This window comes from Streptomyces sp. ISL-1 (genome assembly GCF_018614585.1).
GTDB classification, from domain to species: domain Bacteria; phylum Actinomycetota; class Actinomycetes; order Streptomycetales; family Streptomycetaceae; genus Streptomyces; species Streptomyces maoxianensis.
The window spans coordinates 275174-292336 of sequence record NZ_JAGGOI010000031.1 but is presented as its reverse complement, the minus strand read 5'-3'; the positions used below and the strand labels follow the sequence as shown (position 1 = coordinate 292336).

General features: G+C 69.6%; 16 protein-coding genes and 1 pseudogene. 7 read left to right on the top strand and 10 right to left on the bottom strand.

What is annotated here, in order from left to right:
- Positions 1-14: 14 nt before the first annotated feature.
- Entirely contained in the window at positions 15-1427 is a 1413-nt protein-coding gene (locus tag J7E87_RS22770) for an ABC transporter substrate-binding protein (RefSeq protein ID WP_251017816.1), read from the bottom strand.
- Between the two features lie 283 nt (positions 1428-1710).
- On the opposite strand from J7E87_RS22770, the gene J7E87_RS22765 reads away from it, so the two are divergent.
- Entirely contained in the window at positions 1711-1848 is a 138-nt protein-coding gene (locus J7E87_RS22765; RefSeq protein WP_215096340.1) for a hypothetical protein, read from the top strand.
- Between the two features lie 15 nt (positions 1849-1863).
- On the opposite strand, the pseudogene J7E87_RS22760 reads toward J7E87_RS22765, so the two are convergent.
- Positions 1864-3337, bottom strand: a pseudogene (locus tag J7E87_RS22760) (glucoamylase family protein).
- 468 nt (positions 3338-3805) lie between these two features.
- Here J7E87_RS22760 and J7E87_RS22755 point away from each other — a divergent pair.
- Together J7E87_RS22755 and J7E87_RS22750 are read left to right on the top strand one after the other, a co-directional pair.
- Positions 3806-4441: a ParA family protein gene (locus tag J7E87_RS22755; RefSeq protein WP_215096339.1), complete on the top strand. Its 636-nt coding sequence runs from the start codon at positions 3806-3808 to the stop codon at positions 4439-4441.
- Positions 4438-4704 carry a hypothetical protein gene (locus J7E87_RS22750; RefSeq protein WP_215096338.1) on the top strand — a complete coding sequence of 89 codons (267 nt, stop codon included), beginning with the start codon at positions 4438-4440 and terminating at the stop codon, positions 4702-4704. Before J7E87_RS22755 ends, J7E87_RS22750 begins: the two co-directional genes overlap by 4 nt.
- A 124-nt stretch (positions 4705-4828) precedes the next feature.
- Here the strand turns inward: J7E87_RS22750 and J7E87_RS22745 are convergent, their stop codons facing one another.
- Positions 4829-5284, bottom strand: coding sequence for an alpha/beta fold hydrolase (locus J7E87_RS22745; protein WP_251017815.1), 456 nt, complete (start codon positions 5282-5284; stop codon positions 4829-4831).
- 26 nt (positions 5285-5310) lie between these two features.
- Here J7E87_RS22745 and J7E87_RS22740 point away from each other — a divergent pair, with 26 nt between their 5' ends.
- Positions 5311-5748 carry a hypothetical protein gene (locus tag J7E87_RS22740; RefSeq protein ID WP_215096337.1) on the top strand — a complete coding sequence of 146 codons (438 nt, stop codon included), beginning with the start codon at positions 5311-5313 and terminating at the stop codon, positions 5746-5748.
- 24 nt (positions 5749-5772) lie between these two features.
- Here the strand turns inward: J7E87_RS22740 and J7E87_RS22735 are convergent, their stop codons facing one another.
- The gene (locus tag J7E87_RS22735; RefSeq protein ID WP_215096336.1) at positions 5773-7173 is read right to left on the bottom strand and encodes a serine/threonine-protein kinase; all 1401 of its coding nucleotides are present in this window, start codon (positions 7171-7173) and stop codon (positions 5773-5775) included.
- Positions 7174-7718: 545 nt separating this feature from the next.
- Entirely contained in the window at positions 7719-8657 is a 939-nt protein-coding gene (locus J7E87_RS22730) for a YafY family protein (RefSeq protein WP_215096335.1), read from the bottom strand.
- A 100-nt stretch (positions 8658-8757) separates the two neighbouring features.
- Here J7E87_RS22730 and J7E87_RS22725 point away from each other — a divergent pair, with 100 nt between their 5' ends.
- Positions 8758-10065 (top strand): ATP-grasp domain-containing protein, encoded by a 1308-nt coding sequence (locus J7E87_RS22725; protein ID WP_308313015.1) that lies wholly within the window; start codon positions 8758-8760, stop codon positions 10063-10065.
- Positions 10062-11309 carry an MFS transporter gene (locus J7E87_RS22720; RefSeq protein WP_215096333.1) on the top strand — a complete coding sequence of 416 codons (1248 nt, stop codon included), beginning with the start codon at positions 10062-10064 and terminating at the stop codon, positions 11307-11309. The genes J7E87_RS22725 and J7E87_RS22720 overlap by 4 nt, the downstream gene beginning before the upstream one ends.
- Positions 11310-11671: 362 nt before the next feature.
- Here J7E87_RS22720 and J7E87_RS22715 read toward each other — a convergent pair whose 3' ends face one another.
- From J7E87_RS22715 to J7E87_RS22700, 4 genes are all read right to left on the bottom strand, one after another.
- Entirely contained in the window at positions 11672-12295 is a 624-nt protein-coding gene (locus J7E87_RS22715) for a glyoxalase (protein ID WP_215096332.1), read from the bottom strand.
- A gap of 5 nt (positions 12296-12300) precedes the next feature.
- A complete protein-coding gene (locus J7E87_RS22710; protein WP_374195211.1) occupies positions 12301-12774 on the bottom strand; it encodes a helix-turn-helix transcriptional regulator in 474 nt (157 codons plus the stop codon).
- 134 nt (positions 12775-12908) lie between these two features.
- Positions 12909-13319 (bottom strand): VOC family protein, encoded by a 411-nt coding sequence (locus J7E87_RS22705; protein ID WP_215096330.1) that lies wholly within the window; start codon positions 13317-13319, stop codon positions 12909-12911.
- 252 nt (positions 13320-13571) lie between these two features.
- Positions 13572-15272 carry a penicillin-binding transpeptidase domain-containing protein gene (locus J7E87_RS22700; RefSeq protein WP_215096329.1) on the bottom strand — a complete coding sequence of 567 codons (1701 nt, stop codon included), beginning with the start codon at positions 15270-15272 and terminating at the stop codon, positions 13572-13574.
- A gap of 630 nt (positions 15273-15902) precedes the next feature.
- Here J7E87_RS22700 and J7E87_RS22695 point away from each other — a divergent pair.
- Entirely contained in the window at positions 15903-16427 is a 525-nt protein-coding gene (locus tag J7E87_RS22695) for a hypothetical protein (RefSeq protein WP_215096328.1), read from the top strand.
- A gap of 215 nt (positions 16428-16642) precedes the next feature.
- Here J7E87_RS22695 and J7E87_RS22690 read toward each other — a convergent pair whose 3' ends face one another.
- Complete coding sequence (locus J7E87_RS22690; protein WP_215096327.1) at positions 16643-17059, bottom strand: VOC family protein; 417 nt, start codon at positions 17057-17059, stop codon at positions 16643-16645.
- Positions 17060-17163: the final 104 nt, after the last annotated feature.

The following is a 17163-nucleotide window of genomic DNA, read 5'->3' as shown; positions in this document are numbered from 1 at the left end:
GTGGGTGGCCCCGTCTACTTCGCGGCGACGGCGGCGGAGAGGTTCTTCTGCATATCGGCCAAGGCCTCGTCGACCGACTTGGAGCCGCTCAGCGCGGCCGCGGCACTCTCCTGGATGGCGGCCGTGGCATCGCCGTAGTGCACGACCACGGGCCGGGGCGTCGCCGTGTCCAGTGACTCCTTGAGTGTGGCCAGGTACGGAAACTGCTTGCGCAGCGCCGGGTCGTCATAGAGGCCGGTGTACGGCGGAGCCGCGGAGGTCACCTTCAGGTTGGTCCTGGCGTTGGCCTCGTTGGAGAAGAATTTGATGAAGTCGAGGGCGGTGGCCTTGTTCTTGGCGAACTTGCTGATGGCCAGGTCGAGTCCGCCGAGACTGGACTTGCCGGGGCCGTCGAGGCCGGGCAGCGCGGCGACGCCGAACTTCCCCGCCACCTCGCTCGACCCGTCCTTGGCGTTGGCGAGAGACCACTGATAGGGCCACTGACGGTGGAAGAGGAGCTTGCCCGCCTGGAAGGCGCGGCGGCCGTCTTCCTCCTTGTAGGTGGAGGCCTGTTGGGGAACGGTGCCGTCCTTGAACCCGTCGGCGAGGAACCGCAGACCCTGCTTCGCAGCCTCGGTGTCGACGGTGGCCTTGCCCTTGTCGTCGACGACGCTGCCACCGGCGGAGGCCACGGCCTCGGAGAAGTTGACGGTCAGCCCCTCGTACTTGTCGAACTGCCCGGCGTAGCAGTCGATGCCCTTACCCTCCGGGAGCTTCCGTACCTTCACGCAGGCCTGCTTCAACTCGTCCCAGGTAGTGGGGGGTTGGGTGCCGATTTTGCCGAGGAGGTCCTTGCGGTAGAAGAGCAGACCCGCATTGGTGTTGAACGGGACGGCGTACTGCTTGCCGAAGTACTCGCCGGTCTTCACGACGGCGGGGATCATCCTGTCGAGCGGGAACTCCTTGGCGGGGAGCTCGTCGATCCACTGGTTGGCCGCGAACTCGGCGACCCAGATCGGGTCGAGGTTGAGGACGCTGTAAGTACCGGACTTGGTCTGAGCGTTCTGGATGAACTGCTGGCGCTGCTGATCGGCGCTCTCCGGGAGCTCGACGAGAGTGACCTTCTGGTCGGGATGCTGCTTGTTCCAGCGATCGAGCTGGCCCTGCAGGGTGCCCGTGGTGTCCTTACCGCTGGCCAAGGTGATCGGGCCGCGGTCCTGGGACTTCTCCGGCCCTCCGGAGTCCGCGTCGGAGGAGTCCGAGCCACCGCATCCACTGAGCACCGAGGCGCACATCACCGCGGCCACCACCGCGGCCGCCCGCCGCACCGGCCTCGCGCCCGGGGGCTTCGGTCGGCCCTGTCCCGCACCGACGGCTATCCGCGAAGAACTCACGGTGTCCTCCTCGTTGTTCGCCGGCAGATGCAGTCGCTGCGTCGACCGGCTCATGGCAGCGGCCCTGCCAACGGCTGATTTGATCGTTCAAGATGCCCTCGATACGTTCTCCCGTCAACCCTTCCGACAGCGACTGCGCTCATTCTCTTCCAGCCGCTCTCACCAGGGAGTTGGTGCCCCAACTGGCGCCCGGTGAATGCCTCTGGACGGAGTAGTTTGATCGTTCATACCTGGGAACAGGGCGGACGGCTCGCGACCGGCAGGGGTGGCGGCTCACGTCGCGTTCGCTGTCACTTTGTGCAGCGAACGATTTCAGCCTGCCTTCCGGCACAGGAGCGTGACCGGACCCATCGTCCTGCAGCAGACCCGGTTCGCCGATGTGCCTGAGAGCCAAAAAGCCCAGGTGAATGCCTGCGACGGAATGACTTTCGCCGCCGAGCGGGGCGCCGTGTCGGCAGTGCACGGCGCGTGCTGACTGCTCGCCGGGACCTCAGATGCTGAAGTGCTCCCTGGCCAGCAACGGCCGCACCCGCGAGGCGAACCTGCCCGTGGTGAAGGCCCCCTGCAGCAGGCCGGGCCGCAGCTCCTGGGCCAGCGCCGCGGCGATCATCCCCTGGTCCAGGGCCAGGACGAAGTCGCTGACCCGGCCCGTACGGACATTCACCGAGTCACGGAAGCCGTAGCCGTCGTCGTAGGCGCCGAAGTCCCGCTCCAGGGCCCGCAGATTGGCGATGGCCTCACCTCGGGCGTGGGGCAGCGCGAGGAAGGAGGCGTGCGGGGTGACGACACCGTTCGTGTACGCCGCCGCGGGAGGCTGTGGCTGCCCCGAAGTGACGTACGTACGGTCGGTGTTGGAGGCGTAACCGTCGACCGCCATACCGATCGCGTCGACGCCGTACTCCTGGTAGCCGCCCTCGGGGACGTTGCACGGCGAGAAGCCCTAGTAGCCGTACTCCGCCTCGGCGAGTCCGTGCTCGATCTGGGACCTGACGAACCGGCGGTGCGTGGTGCCCCACGCGCGGGGACCAGGTGGCTTCCGGCACGAACAGGGGCACCATCAGCGCCTCGAACATCGAACCGCCCCAGGTGGGGATCAGCTTGCGCCCGCGGTGGACGTAGTGCCCTTGCCAGAGATGGACCCCGTCGACGGTGTCGTGGAATCCCCCGGGCTGCTGCTCCTGCTCATGTTCCGGCAGCATGGTGCGAAGCATGTGCCAGTAGTGCTCACCGGGCAGCGAGCCGTCCGCGACGCCGAGATAACTCGCCATGCGGGGCTCGGTGTTGAGTGCTCCGTAGTGGTGAGGCGTCGGCTCGCCCGTGTCCGTCCAGAACCCGCCGCGCAGCTGGCCGGGGCCGGCGACAGGATCGGCGGGGTCGTACGGCGTGTAGAAGTACGACCAGTCGGCCGGCGCCAGGAGCCGGGCGATGCGGCTGCGCAGGCGGGGCTCGGCCGCGGCCGCGATGCGCAGACCGGTGATCAGCCAGGCGTTGTCGACGGACGAGAGGAACGGCCGGACGGGGTCTCCGGTGCCGGGCCAGGTGGTGAGGACGGTGCCGTCGTGGGCGTCGTACCAGTTGAGCCAGAAGCCGTCGTGGCGTTCGAGTTTCTCCACGGCGGTCACGGTGCGGGTGAGCCGCCGGTGCAGGGTGTCGGCGTCGATGACACCGAGGCCCGCCGCGGCGACGGTGGCCCACAGCCCGCATCCGATGTTGGTGGGCGAGGTGTTCTGCGACGCTGCGGGGCCGCCCGCGAGTCCGAGGCGGAGCGTGTCGGCGGCCAGTCCGATGTCGGTCGTCATGACCTCGATCGAGCGATAGGTGTCGCGGAACCATCGGCGCAGGAGTGCGGGGTCGGCCTCGGGTGCGCGGGGCGCGGCGGCGGCCGTGCCGTTCAGCGGGAGCAAGGACAGGGCTGCGGCCCCGGTGCCTGCTGTGGTGGCTGCGAGGAACGTACGACGGTCCATGCGGTGGGCTCCTGAAGTCTGGGGACCGGGAGGGTTACGTACTGCAGGTGGTGCCGCGCCGTCGCGCGGCTTGGTGGTGCGGGGACGGGCGGATGTCAGGGGTCCGCCCGTCCCCGGTCCGTGCCGGGTGGTGTGCCCGGTGGCTCCGGGGCGGCACGCCGGGGTGCCGGCCGGAGATCAGACGTCGTCGCGCGGCAGCCGGCGGGTCCGGCCGAGGCCGCCGAGCCAGACGCCGCTGTACGGCGAGAGGCCGGCCCGCTGCCGCAGGCCGTGCACTTACACAGCTGAACGAGGGCGGACGAGCCACAGCGGACTACCGGCAGACTCGCCTCGGCCTGCCGGGCGGCACTCCACGTGCGGCTCGTCCACCGGCCGAAGAGCGGTTTCCTGGCTGCTTGCGAGTGAACGATGGAGCTCCGCACTCGCGTCGAACCCATCCGGTCGATCATGCCCGATATGGTTGGTTCCATGCTGCTGAGCTTTGCCTTTGTGAATCTCAAGCCTGGAGTCGGCAAGACGACCAGTGCCGTATGGCTGGCCCACGCGCTTCACGAGTCGGGCTACTCGCCGCTTCTGGTCGACGGCGACCCAGCCTCCTCCGCGCTGCGCTGGAGCGAGTTGGCCGACGGTTTTCCGTTTCCCGTCATCGCCTTGCCGGTGGGTGACGTGCATCGCCGCGTGAACGACTTCCTGGGCAATCGGCAGGCTGTGGTGCTCGATGCACCGCAGTTGGAGGATCATCCTCGCATCGCCCGCAGCATCATGAGGTACGCGAGTGCGTGGATCGTCCCGGTGACGCCCGCCCCTATCGAACTGGACCGGATGGCTCCCATCCGCTCCGAGATGGACGATGTCCAGTCCCTGCGCGCCGAGCCGGCCCGCACTGCAGTCCTCCTGAACCGGACCAATCGCCCCGACGCCACACGCACCGGCCCCGATTCCGACGCTCGTGAGGCGCTCACCGAGTTGGGGTTCGTGGTGCTGGACACCCAGATTGCGCGGCTCGAGTTGTACGCCCAGTCGTTCGGAAGTCCGGTGCAGGCCAAGGGGTCGGCGTTCATGGATCTCGCCGATGAACTCATCAAGCGTCAGGAAGAAGCATGAAGGAGCGCAAGGACAGGTACCGCGCGGCGTTGCAGCGCGGAGGGGACATCGCTGCCAGGTCCTCCAAAATCATCACGCTGAACAGCAGATACGTCCGGATGACCATCGAAGTCGACCCGAACCTGCAGCGAGACCTGACGCGATGGGCCAGTCTGCCGGTCTCAGCACTGGTGCTCGCCAGCACGACCGTTCTGCGCACCTTGGCCGACACCGCCGCGGCTGTGCCCCGATCTGTGGGCGGCGCCCGACATACGGGGCCGTAGAGGCCCAGGTCGTCGTAACGCGCCCGAAGGGGCAGCGGGAGGTCGCTTCAGTGGTTGCCCTTGCAGACTTGTGCGGGAGGGATGCGGCTCCGGCAGCTGGACCGGCCGGCAGGGCCCGGCCGCCTCAACTCTGGGCCTGGACTTGCCGCCAGAAGGCGTCGACCCGTGCGTTGAAGGTGTCGGGGACCTCCTGGAAGGGCTGATGGGCCTCGCCGGGCAGCACCTCGAAGAGCGCACCCGGGATCCTCTCGGCGACCGCGCGCCCGAGGCGCGGCGGCGCGGCGATGTCCAGTTCACCGGCCAGCACCAGTGTCGGCGCGGTGATCCGCGCCAGGCGGTCGAGCGTGTCATGCGTCCTGAACGGTGCGAGCTGGCGCTGGAAAGCCTCGACGGACTGCGGATGCGGGAAGGCCAGCGTCTCCTCGATGATCCGGTCGACCGTGCCGTCGGCGTGCGCCCGCGGAGTGTAGATCCACAGCAGGCCTGCGAGCGCTACGTCGCGGAGGTTCCCGAGGAGGCGGCACCGCTCGCCGTCCTCGGCCGGATACCGAAGGCCGAGGAGTTCCCGGGGGCGGTGCACGGTGAACCCTTCTGGCGCTCCTCGCCGTGTCCCTCGGTACGGGTGAGGCCGCGGCCGAAGAGGGGGAGCGCACGCTGCGGCCGCTCCGGGAGGTCACCGAGCCTCTCTGTGACCTCAGCGAGGTAACCGCCTACACCGAAGCGCAGCGCTTCCTGGACGAGGACTACCCGAACGGCAGGCTCTACTACTGGAAATCCGTGAACGCACCCGAGCTCAGCGACAAGCTGATCGAGCGTCTCGCCGAACACGCCGCCGCGGCTCCCTCGCCCGACTCGACCATCGACCTCTGGTACCAGGGCGGCGCGATGGCACGGGTGGGCGAGGAGGAGACCGCCTTCGCCAACCGCGGCGTGCCCTATCTTTTCGGACAGCGGTTCGTAGTTCCCGCCATAGCCCTCCCGCAGGAGTTGCTCACCCTCTTCCAGGAAGCCGGGGAAGTTGAGGTATCAAGTCAGGTGCCCTGACGTTGCCTGATCGAAGAGACACGCCTAATTCTTCTTCGGCGGCTTGGCCTTCATCGGCTGCAGCTCGGTCCTGTCACGCACCGGACTTCGCACGGCCGGGCTCTGCGGAGTGCCGGGCTTCCCCCTGGCGGCGGCGGGAGTATCACGCTCGTCGGCCGCCGAACTCGTCTTTGCGGCCGCCTCCTTGGCGGCGGCGGGAGACATCGTCAGCGGATCGGGAGCAGAGGCCGCTGGCTCAGGGGAGGAGGAGGGTCCCGGACGATCCGCCCGGGGCGATGTCGGTTCCGTCGTGGCCTGACGCGGTGGCCGAGAGGCCGCATCCTCACCCTCGGCAGGCAGGCCGCCGATCGAGCCGCTCAGCGTGACTCCGAGCACGGCCAGCGCCGCACCCGCAGTCAGCAGGGCGCGCCTGACACGAGGGGAAGCGGGTGCCGGGGAAATGGGCTTCGGGGCCGCGGGCCCATCGCTCGGTGTCGCCGCGAGCACCGGGACGGCGCCACCCGTTCGGGCACCCGCCCACTGCGACCGCAGCGTGTCGTCACCCGCGTCGCGGTCGTCCGGCACAGGGCCCGCCCCGTCGGGGAAGGACGCCGGGGGCCCGCCCTGCGGCACCAGGGCCAGTGCCCGGAAGCAGGCGTGGGCGTCCGGCCGGCCGTTCTCGTCCGGAGCCGTCATGGCCTCCAACAGCTCGACGAGATCCCCCGGAAGGCCCGGCGGGATGACCGGGGGCCGGTGCAGCCGCGCGATCGCGGATTCCAACGGGGCGCCCCCGTACTCCCTTTCACCCTTCAGGGACTCCAAGAGCACCAGGCCGAGGCTGTAGATGTCCGCGGCCGGCCCCGCTCCCCTGCCCCATACCTGCTCCGGCGCCATATACGCGGCGGTTCCCACGAGTACGCCGGTGGCGGTGTGGGTGGTGTTGTCGAGCAGCCGGGAGATGCCGAAGTCAGTCAGGTGCGGGGTGCCCCTCTCACCCAGGAGGATGTTCGAGGGCTTGACGTCGCGGTGCACGACACCGGCCGCGTGCACGTGTGCCAGTGCCGAGGCCAGTGCGGACCCGACCCCGGCCGCCTCGGCGGGGGTCAGGCGGGCCGCGGCGATACGCCGGCGCAGGGTCGCGCCCTTGATGAGCTGCATCACCAAGTAAGGCCGGCCGGCCTCCTGGCCGGAGTCGTACACGGTAACCAGCCCGGGGTGCTGCAGTTGGGCCAGCACGCGGCCCTCGTCGTCGAAACGCTCCTCCGTGTGGGCATCGCTTTCCGGGCGGAAGACCTTCACGGCTACCGGTCGGCGCAGTCGCAGGTCCAGCCCCTCGTACACGTCAGCCGCGCCCCCGCACCCCAGCAGGTCATCGAGCCGGTAGCGGCCGCCGACCATGTGCGTCGTCAGCCGGAAATCCGGCCGGTTCGACCACGGGACGTTCATCTGTACTCCCTGCGCTGGGTTGCCACCTGCCGTTATCCCCCGCCACCTGCGTCCGTGCCGGGCGGATGCCCCGGCCGGACGACTGCCGGGAGGCCGCCGCCGAACAGCCCGGCCGCGGGCCCGCCCCGTGTGCGAGCACGGACTACGCCTGCCCCCAGATCCTCCAGGCATCCGTGGAGACACCGGCACATCCGGACCGGAGGCGGGGCGGCACCGGACCCCTGCGGCACGCACCGGCATCGCGGCTGTCGCGCACCCGGCGGTTGTCCCGGGACTACGAGACGCGCCCCGACACCGCCGAAGCGATGATCACCTGGTCGATGACGAAGGTCATGACGCGGCAGCTGGGCCGGGCGCGAGCCGGTAGGCCCCCCGACCGCTCGGAGAATCACGTGACGTGCGGCTCCCGATCGTCGAAAGTCATGAGGCCGCTCAGCCTCCGTGCGGCGCACCGCACGGAGGTGCCGAACTGATCCTCCCCCAGCCGTGACGCCATTCCCGACTCCCGCGTCCGGCCGGCGCATGCCCCGAGCGGACGACGGCCTCTAGGACTCCACCGCCGCCGTGAAGCGCGCCGCCACCGCCGACACCGCCGCCCGGAGCTCCGGGCCGCCCTCGACGCGGAACCCGAGCGGAATCCTCGCCAGCCACTCCTGCGCGTACATCGCCGGAGTGCTCGTACTGCCGACCAGCACGCACTCGTCGCCCGACGCCTCAAGTCGTCCCATGGGGGGCCTGATCCACCGCGCCACCTCGGGCAGGGGGGCGTCGAACACCACGCGGGTGGGGTACTCCCAGCCCGTGCCCAGGTTCTCCTCCAGCGCCGCCACCGGGTCGAGGTTGTCGGGCGGGTCGAACGCGCGGGTCGTCTGATGGACCGCGCCGATCCGGTCGACCCGGTACGTGCGGATCGCGTCCGCGCGATGCGAGCGGCACAGGAGGTACCAGCGCCCATGGCGGACGACCACCGCCCAGGGGTCCACCTCTCCCTCCGACTCCTTCCCCGACTCGCTCCGATACGCCACCCGCACGCTCCGTCGGACCGCGGACGCCGCGACCAGTGCGCTGGTGGTGGCCGGATCAGGCCGGGCCGAGTAGGGGTCGGGCGCAGTCGACGCATGGTCGCGCAGCGTCGCCGCCTGCCGGCCGACGTTCTCCGGCAGCGCTCGGATGACCTTGCTCAGCGCACTTGCCACAAGCTCGTCGGCGTCGTCGAGCGCCGCCATGACCAACCCCAGTGCTTCAGGCTCCGTGAAGACCACCGGCGGCAGCCTCGTCCCGCGTCCCAGCCGGTACCCGCCGTAGGGGCCCCGGGTCGACTCGACCGGGATGCCCGCCTCCCGGAGGATCCCGATGTACCGGCGCGCTGCCCGCTCCGTGACACCCAGCGACGCGGCGAGCTCGTCCGCCGTCGCGCCGGGGCGGGTCCGGAGGATTTCCATGGTGCGCAGAGCCCGTGCGGTGGGGCTGAGATCGGTCGGCACACGAGCAGATTAGGTGGTCACTTCCTATACCGGAAGCAGATTGTCCGGAACCCCTCGTAGCGTGATGCGCCATCCAACCGCACGAAAGAGGGAACTGATCGTGAGAGAGGGAGCCACGTTGTCCGGCGATGGCGTACCCACCGGCCAACGGTCCTCGGCGGTCGCCACCGGACGGCCTCGCGTCCTGGTCATCGGCGGCAAGCTCGAGCATGTGCGCAAGGCGCGGGAGCTCGGCCTGGACGTGGTTCACGCCCAGTTCCCGGACGAGTATGACCGCGGCCACTGGCCCTACGTCGATCAGGCTCTGCTGCTCGACTACGGCGACACCGACCGACTCCTGCCGCTGGTCCGGGCGTTGCACGAGGCATACCCGTTCCAGGCCGCCGTGTCGCTGTTCGAACTCGGGCTGCTGCCGACGGCGCGGATCAACGAGGCGCTCGGCCTCGGCGGCGAGTCCGTCGCCACCGTGGAGCTGCTGCTGGACAAGTGGCGGATGCGCCAGCATCTGGCCGCGAAGGGCATCAGCCCAGTGGCCTCCGCGGTCGGCCGATCCGCGCAGAACGTTCGGGAGTTCGTATCGGCGCACGGGCTCCCGATCATCGTCAAGCCGATCCGCGAATCGGGCAGCCTGGGGGTGTTCTGCATCCGCGACCGAGCCGACGTGGACGTCGTCGCCGAACGGTTCCGATCCCTCGACGACGGGCATTGGGCCGCCAAGGACCTGTCCTGTGCCGATTCCTTCGACGAGTTCCTCATGGAGGAGTTCCTGGACGGTCCGGAGATCAGCGTGGAGACCCTGACCTTCGACGGCCGGCATGTGGTCGTCGCGGTGACCGACAAGGAGTGCGTCGGCCCCGGTTTCGTCGAGATCGGACATTCGCAGCCCAGCGGCTGCTCGGCGGAAACGCTGCGCGAGGTCACGCGGTTGGTGACGGACTTTCTCGACGCGGTGGGGCTCCTCAACGGTCCAGGGCACACCGAGGTCAAGCTGACCTCGCGCGGCCCGCGGATCGTCGAGTCGCACAACCGCATCGGCGGTGACCGGATCAACGAACTGGCCGAGATCGCCTACGGCGTCGACATGGAGCGCTACGCGCTGGGCGCCAGGTTCGGCGTGGTGGAGCCGCTGACCACGTCGCCCGAGCCTCGGGGCGGGGCGGCCGTCCGGTTCCTCACGCCGGAGCCCGGACAGGTCGTGGAGGTGACCGGCGTCGACGCTGTGCGCGCGGACCCGGCGTTCGTCGACCTCCAGTTGGAGGTGGAGCCGGGCGACGAGGTACGACCGCTGACCTGGAACGAGGACAAGGTCGGTCACGTCATCGCCCGCGGCGCCACCGCCACAGAAGCGATCGCCCAGGGCAGACGGCTGGCCGCAGCGATACACGTGCGCACCGAGCCCGTCGCGTGAGCACCGCGCCGCCGGACCAGCCGAGCGTCGACGAGCAGCGATTCCGAGACGCGCTGCGCGGGTTGCCCGGCCGGGTGTGGATCATCAGTCTCGGCATCCTGGTCAACCAAGTCGGCAACTTCCTGCCGGTGTTCATCGTGCTCTACCTGACCGGGCGCGGCTATTCCGCCGGTGCCGCGGGATTGGTGCTGGGCGTGTCCGGTCTGGGCAAAGTGCTCGGCAACGCCGTCGGTGGCTACCTCGCCGACAAGATCGGCCGGCGATGGACCATCGTGCTGTCCTCCGTGACCACCTCCGGGCTGACGGCGATCGTGCCGTTCCTCGGACCGCTCCCGCTCGTCGTCACGGTGGTCGGGCTCATCGGCGTGACGTCGCAGATCTACCGGCCGGCCGCGGCCGCGGTGCTGCTCGACTCCGTGGCGGCGACCAACCAGCAACGGCTCGCCGCCTTCGGGGTGTTCCGGTTCGCGATGAACATCGGCGCTGCCCTGGGCGGCGTCATCGGCGGTGTGCTGGCCAGCACCTCCTATGTGGGGCTCTTCCTGGTCAATGCCGCCGCGTGCCTGCTGTTCGGCGTGGTCGTGGCGGTGCTGCTGCGGGATGCGCCCCAGCCGCGGTCCGACCCGGCCGACGCCGACACGCGGGCGGACCGGGCGGTGGGGTACCGGCAGGCGCTCGCAGACCGCACCCTGATGCGATTCCTGCTGATGACCGTGTTCGCCGAGTTCGTCTACATCCAGTCCAGCGTCGGCCTGCCCCTGCACGTCAGCGACGTGGGTCTGAACGAGCGCGACTTCGGTCTCCTCATCGGGCTCAACGGTCTGCTGGTATTGGCCCTTGAGCTGCCCATCACCGGCGCGGTCTCCCGGTACCGGCCGGAGTACGTACTGGCCTTCGGCAACCTGATCGTCGGTGCCGGTCTCGCGCTGACCGGGTTCATGAGCAGCATGGTCCTGCTGTCGGCGACGGTGCTGATATGGACGTTCGGCGAGATGATAACCAGCTCCATCTCCCAGGCCTACCTGGGGAGTCTGGCTCCGCCGCGGATGGTCGGGCGCTACCAGGGGTTGCACGGCGTCGCGTACACGATCGGTACGGGCGCCGGACCGCTCATCGGCGGCGCCGTGTACGCGATCGGCCCATGGGCGCTGTGGGCCCTGGTCGGCGCGGCCGGGCTGCTGTCCGCCCAGCTCAGTCTGCCGCGCCGCCGCGCGAAATCCACAGTGGACGCACCGGATTCCTGACCTGGGGGTGGAACGATGGACGACGCGACGTCACCGGCCGCCGGCGTACACGAGATCTGCTACGCCTACGTGGCCGACTACGCCCGGCTGCAACCCGCCGGCCGACGGCGCCTGCTCCGGCGCCCTGGCGCGCCGCCCTCGGCCGATCCCGCGGCGGACCGACCACGAAGCTCCACCCCTTCCTCCAGGGGAGGGGCTCCGTCGGTCATCGGTCGGTTCATCGAAACCGCGGGCTTCGCGGACGGCATGGCCTCCAGCGCCCTGATGGCCTCGCGCACACCGCCCGTCTCGTGGGCCCGGTGGACACGAAGCGTACGCATCCGTTTCGGCGGCGACAGCACCCGAACCTCCGCAGTGACGGATCAGGGCCTGGGTGTCAGCGACATGGCCTCCCAGGCGAACCCGTCCGGGTCGGTGAAAGACCCGGCAGCGCCGCCGAGCATGAGCCGGTGCGATCCGGTGCCGTCGGCAGGAACGCCGACGTCCTTGGCAAGGGCACGGCGCCCGTACAGCGCCAGCTTGACGGGACACGACGGAGTGGCGAACTCGACGTACTTGCGGCCGAAGCTCTTGGCCACGGCGAGGCCGCGGTCGATGTAGAACCGCTTGCTCTCGGCCACGTCCGTGGCTCCCAGCAGGAGCACGATCTCGTCGATCTGCCGGGTGGCCGGGCCGGTGTCCTTCCTCGCCGACGTGGCGACCTTCCAGATCGTTCCGTCCGGGGCGCGTACGACGCCGCCGTAGCCCCAGAATGACTTCGCGGCAGGCTTCAGCGGCGTGGCGCCGGCGTCGAGGGCGGCGCCTATGAAGCCGTTGACGGTAGCCGGCTGGGACACCGTGAGCGACAGCGCGAACCCACGGAAGCCGGTCGTCGGCGCCTCCGAGGCCCGCAGGCGCACCTGAGTGCCCAAACCGAAAGCGGTGTAGAAGCGGTTGGCGGCCGTGGGGTCGGCCACCTCGAGGGTGACGGATTCGAAGGAGGTCATGTCCGTCACGCTAGTTGCGGCTCGGCCCCCGGCGCTTCTCGATTCCTGACCGGTCTGGTCACCTGTTTCGTCACGCACGACGGCATGCCCGCCCCAGCGCCCGCAGCGCCCGCCTCGCGGCGCTGGTAGGCGCTGGGCGGCATGCCGACCAGCTCGGTGAAGCGGGTGCTGAAGGTGCCCAGCGATGAGCAGCCGACCGCGAAGCAGACCTCGGTGACGCTGAGGTCGCCGAGCCGCAGCAGCGCCGTCGCGCGCTCGATGCGACGCGTCATCAGATAGGCGTACGGCGACTCGCCGTAGGCGAGCCGGAACTGCCGGCTGAGGTGCCCGGCCGACATGTTCGCGCCGCGGGCGAGCGCCTCGACGTTGAGCGGCTGCGCGTACTCCCGGTCGATCCGGTCGCGGACGCGGCGCAGTCGCGCGAGGTCGCTCAGGCGCTGCGCAGCGGTGAGTGCGCGCATCCGTGCGGGATGACACATGAGAGAACCCTTTCATCGATGTTCGCAAGCACCTGAGTACATGCTGAGGGTGAAGAACGTCTCGGCCTGGCGGCCGACATCGCGAGGACGCATGGAAGCGCCGGCCACCGATGCCCGATCCATTACCGAACGGCTCAGCGAAGCTCTTGGATGCGGATCAGGTTGCCCGCGGGATCACGGAAGGCGCAGTCGCGAACGCCGTACGGCTGATCGGTCGGCTCCTGGACGACCTCGGCGTCGCCGGCCTGCAGCTTCTCGAAGGTGCCGTCGAGGTCCCGGGTGGCCAGCAGGATCCAGCCGTAGGTGCCCTTGGCCATCATCTCGACGATGGTGCGGCGCTCGTCCTCAGTGACCCCGGGGTCGGCGGCCGGCGGTGCCAGGAGGATGGAAGTGCCGGGCTGATCGACGGGGCCGACCGTGATCCAGCGCAACTTGCCGTGTCCGACGTCGCTGCGGACCTCGAAGCCGAGGGTGTCGCGGTAGAAGGCCAGGGCGGCGTCCGCGTCGTCATGAGGAAGGGAGGTCGTGTGAATGGTGATGTCCATGGCCGTCACGTTAGCTGCGGCCGGTGACCGACGCTTCTCGATTCCTGATCCGTCCGGCCACCTGTCGCGCGCGCCGCTGCCTGCTGGCGTCCGTGGTCTTCGCGGGGCCTGGTGGACTGCTCGCATTCGTGATGCCTGCCACCACATACTGGGGCGCGCTCTCCTCCGCTGCGACCTCGTCATGGGCGGAACGCCAGCGGTCGGTGTACTGAGCAGGCGAGTGAGTTCCGTTCCCCCTGTGGGCGGCCGCCGTCAGCTGGCCGCCTTCAGCACCGCCGCCACCAGCGGCCCCGTCGACTTGCCGCCCCGGCCGCCCTGTTGGACCACCGCCGCTGCGGCGAGGTCGCCGCGCCATGCGGTGAACCAGCCGTTGGGCTTGGTCTGGCCGTCGACCTCCGCGGAGCCCGTCTTGCCGCCTATGTCCGATCCGACGCCCGCCATGGCCTCCGCGGCGGAGCCCGACGTCGCGGTGTAGTTCAGGAGTTCGTGCAGCTGCGTCTGCGCGGACGCGTCCAGCTTGCGCGCGGCCTTCGCGAGCGTGCGGTCGTCGACATCGGGCGAGACCAGGTACGGCTGCCGGAAGACGCCCGTCTTGGCCGTGGAGATGATGGATGCGACGTTCAGCGGGTTCATCCGTACCCCGCCCTGCCCGATGAGCGACGCCGCCATCTGCGCATTGCTCTGCACCGGCACGGCCCCGTCGAAGCTGGACACCCCGATCGACCAGTTGTTGAGCCCGAGCCCGAAGACCTGCTGGGCCTGTTTGGTCAGATCGTCGTCGTCGAGCTTCTCGGCCTGTGTGATGAAGGCGGTGTTACAGGAAGCAGCGAAGCTCGAACGGAACGTACCGTTCTTGATCTCGAACTTCTCCACGTTCTGGAACTTCCAGCCGCCGTACGACGCGTACTTGGGGCACGGATGCGGCTTGTCGACCGACGCGAGGGCCTTCTCCAGCAGCATCGACGCCGTCACGATCTTCATCGTGGAGCCGGGCGCCAGGGACCCCTGGAGCGCCGTGTTGAAGCCATGGCTCGAATTGGCGGCGGCGAGGATCTCACCGGTCGACGGCTTCATGACGACTATGGACGCCCCCTTGCGCTCACCCACTTCTCGCTCGGCGGCGGCCTGCGCGGTCGCACTGAGCGTGGTCTTCAGTGTCCCCGGCGTGCCATCGGACAGCGTCAGCAGCGTCTTGTCAGGGGTCTCGTCGTCGCTCTCCTCGCTCTTCCCAGAGCCGTCATTCGTCTGCGAGGCGTCCGCGCTGTGCCCGCGGACCACCCGCAGTTCGATCCCCGCCCTACCCCCGGCCTTCTTGCCGTACTTCGCCCGCAGCCCGTCCAGGACGGTGCCGAGCGAGGGGTACTTCGCCTCGGTGAGCTCCGCGCCGTCACGGTCCAGCGCCTTGACGGGCGGGTCCCCGGCCACACCGGTGACCAGGGTGTCGCCCTGCTTCAGGTCCGGGTGCACGACGGACGGCTGCCACCCGACGAGTGCCTTGCCGTCCTTCGCCCGGCGTACGACCGTGAGCCGGGAGTCGTAGGCCAGGGGCTTGCTCTTGCCCTTGTACGAGACGGTGCCGGAGACCTTGAACGTCACCGTGGCGCCGGACGCCTCGCCGCGGGTCAGCGTCACATCGCCGATGTGCGCGTTCTTGTGGAACCCGGTCAGCGCGGCCTGCGCCGCCGCCGCGTCGTCGGTGTACGCGGCGGCCTTCGCGGCGTTGCCTCCCTGCCACGCGGTGAGGAACCCGACGGTCGTGGCCCGGACTTCCGCGGCCGTCACCGGGCCTGCTTTGAGCGTCTTCGCAGTGCCGCCGCCCGTCGTGTCCTCGTCCGCCGTGGCGCCGTAGATGCTGTACGCGGCGAACCCCGCGCCGCCCACGACCACCGCGACCACGCCGCCGATCAGCGCAGGGTGCGTTCTCCTGCGCGGGGCGCGCCCTCTCTTGCCCACAAAGTCCTCCGCCGTTCGCCGATCCCCCAGCTCCTCACCAAGAGGTCCCCCACACTAGGGGCGGCAGATGTGCGGCCGCTCCTCAGCCCCCGCCCTCAGCCCCCGCGCGGACAACCGCCGCCACGATCGGGCCCGCCGCAGCGCCGCCGTGGCCGCCCTCCCGGGTCACCGCGGCCGCCGCGACATCGCCCCGGTATCCCGGGGACAGCACGGGTCGAGCACGTCGCCCGGGCTCCGCCCGCTGACGACCTTTCTTCGAGATCGCGGCCAGCACCGCCACCCAGGCGTCACCTCGCGTGACCATCACGCTACGTGTTCGGCATCGGTGACTCCGGCTGCTGCTGCGCTTCGGCAGGTGTGAATCGGGCGAGGGCGGTGATGGTGCGATCGGTGTCGAGGTGTGCCACGGCAGTCCAGCCGCGGCGCCGGACGGCTGCGCAATTGTCCGTCATGTCGTCAATGAGCAGGCACTGCTCGGGCCGTGCGTTGAAGGTTGCCTCGGCGAGGCATGCCGCCCCTGCAAACTGGCCAGGCAGTCTCGTTTGGATCTTGCCTGGCCCGCCCACCCTCCATGCGCCAACGGGGGTTACGCGTAGGGTCGGCTGACTCGACGATCACGGGGGGAATTCCATGTTCAAGTCCTCAGTGCGGGGCGCGGCCGTTGTCGCCGTAACCCTGGCCGCGCTCAGCGTCTCCTGCAGCACGACCCCGAAGGCCGACAAGCCGGACGGCGGCCCGGCCGCCGCCGCGGGCGAGGCCAGTGCGCCGGCGAGCACGCCCGCCTCGCCCTCGGCGTCCCGCGAAGCCTCCGCTGTCTCCGCACCGCCCTCGGCGCCCGCTGCAGCATCGGCCGAGAAGGTCCGCGACGCCTTCGCCGGGCTCCAGGCGACCCTGGGAGACTCGTGCACCCCGGGCAACTGCGCCTACTTCCTCGGGCGGGTCTACGACGAACTTCATCGCATGGACCGGGCCATGAAGGCGGACCCGAAGGGTCCCGGCCACTTCCCCGAGCCGATCGACCTGATCAAGAAGCTCGACGCGGAGCTCGGCGGCGACCGATCCTACGAGAACCTGAAGAAGCACCAGACCTCACTGATCGGCACCCGCGACAAGATCAACACGTGGATGCAGGGCCACCCCGACGACTACCGCTGATGTCCCGACCTAAGCGTTTCGTTCGGATCATCGGGTGGACCGGAGGGGGAAGATGCCCGCGACGAGCCCACCTTGCGAAGGGCTTCGGCGGGTGTGGGCCTACCCTCCCCGCGCGTGCGGGGAGCAGCGCCGGCCGGCGACGGCCGCCCATGACCCCGGGCCGTCCCAGGGGCCCGCACCGGCGGCAGGGCCCTTGGGGACGATGCCAGGGAGCATCAGGCCCCGGACTCAGCGATGTTGACCATCCAGCCGATCCCGAACTTGTCCGTACACATGCCGAACACATCGCCCCACATCTGCTTCTCCAGCGGGACCGACACATTGCCGCCGGCGGACAGCTTCTCCCAGTAGCCGCGCAACTCGTCGGCGTGGTCGCCGCTCAGACTCACGGCGAAGTTGTTGCCGGGCTTACGCTCCATGCCGGGAGGGTTGTCGGCACCCATGAGCGTGAAGCCGCTCGGCGTCTCCAGCTGGCCGTGCATGATCTTGTCGGCGTACCCGGGCGGCGCCTCGGAGCCGAAGTCGCCGAAGGTGTTGACCGTCAGGGTGCCGCCGAAGACGTCCTTGTAGAACTCCAGGGCTTGCTTGGCGTCACCGGCGAAACTGATGTACGGGTTGAGTCGAGAGGCCACAGCACGATCCTTTCATGACGATTTGTCAGGACTACACTGTAGCCCCGGTCGACCCCGCCGTCGTGGTCTCCATCGCTTTCTGGACGGCTTCGATCCCGCTGCAC

Excerpts from the sequence above, each read along its gene's own strand:
- J7E87_RS22770 (WP_251017816.1), bottom strand. The coding sequence starts at position 1,427 with ATGAGCCGGTCGACGCAGCGACTGCATCTGCCGGCGAACAACGAGGAG.
- J7E87_RS22755 (WP_215096339.1), top strand. The coding sequence starts at position 3,806 with ATGCTGCTGAGCTTTGCCTTTGTGAATCTCAAGCCTGGAGTCGGCAAG.
- J7E87_RS22750 (WP_215096338.1), top strand. The coding sequence starts at position 4,438 with ATGAAGGAGCGCAAGGACAGGTACCGCGCGGCGTTGCAGCGCGGAGGG.
- J7E87_RS22735 (WP_215096336.1), bottom strand. The coding sequence starts at position 7,173 with ATGAACGTCCCGTGGTCGAACCGGCCGGATTTCCGGCTGACGACGCAC.
- J7E87_RS22715 (WP_215096332.1), bottom strand. The coding sequence starts at position 12,295 with ATGACCTCCTTCGAATCCGTCACCCTCGAGGTGGCCGACCCCACGGCC.
- J7E87_RS22710 (WP_374195211.1), bottom strand. The coding sequence starts at position 12,774 with ATGTGTCATCCCGCACGGATGCGCGCACTCACCGCTGCGCAGCGCCTG.
- J7E87_RS22705 (WP_215096330.1), bottom strand. The coding sequence starts at position 13,319 with ATGGACATCACCATTCACACGACCTCCCTTCCTCATGACGACGCGGAC.
- J7E87_RS22695 (WP_215096328.1), top strand. The coding sequence starts at position 15,903 with ATGTTCAAGTCCTCAGTGCGGGGCGCGGCCGTTGTCGCCGTAACCCTG.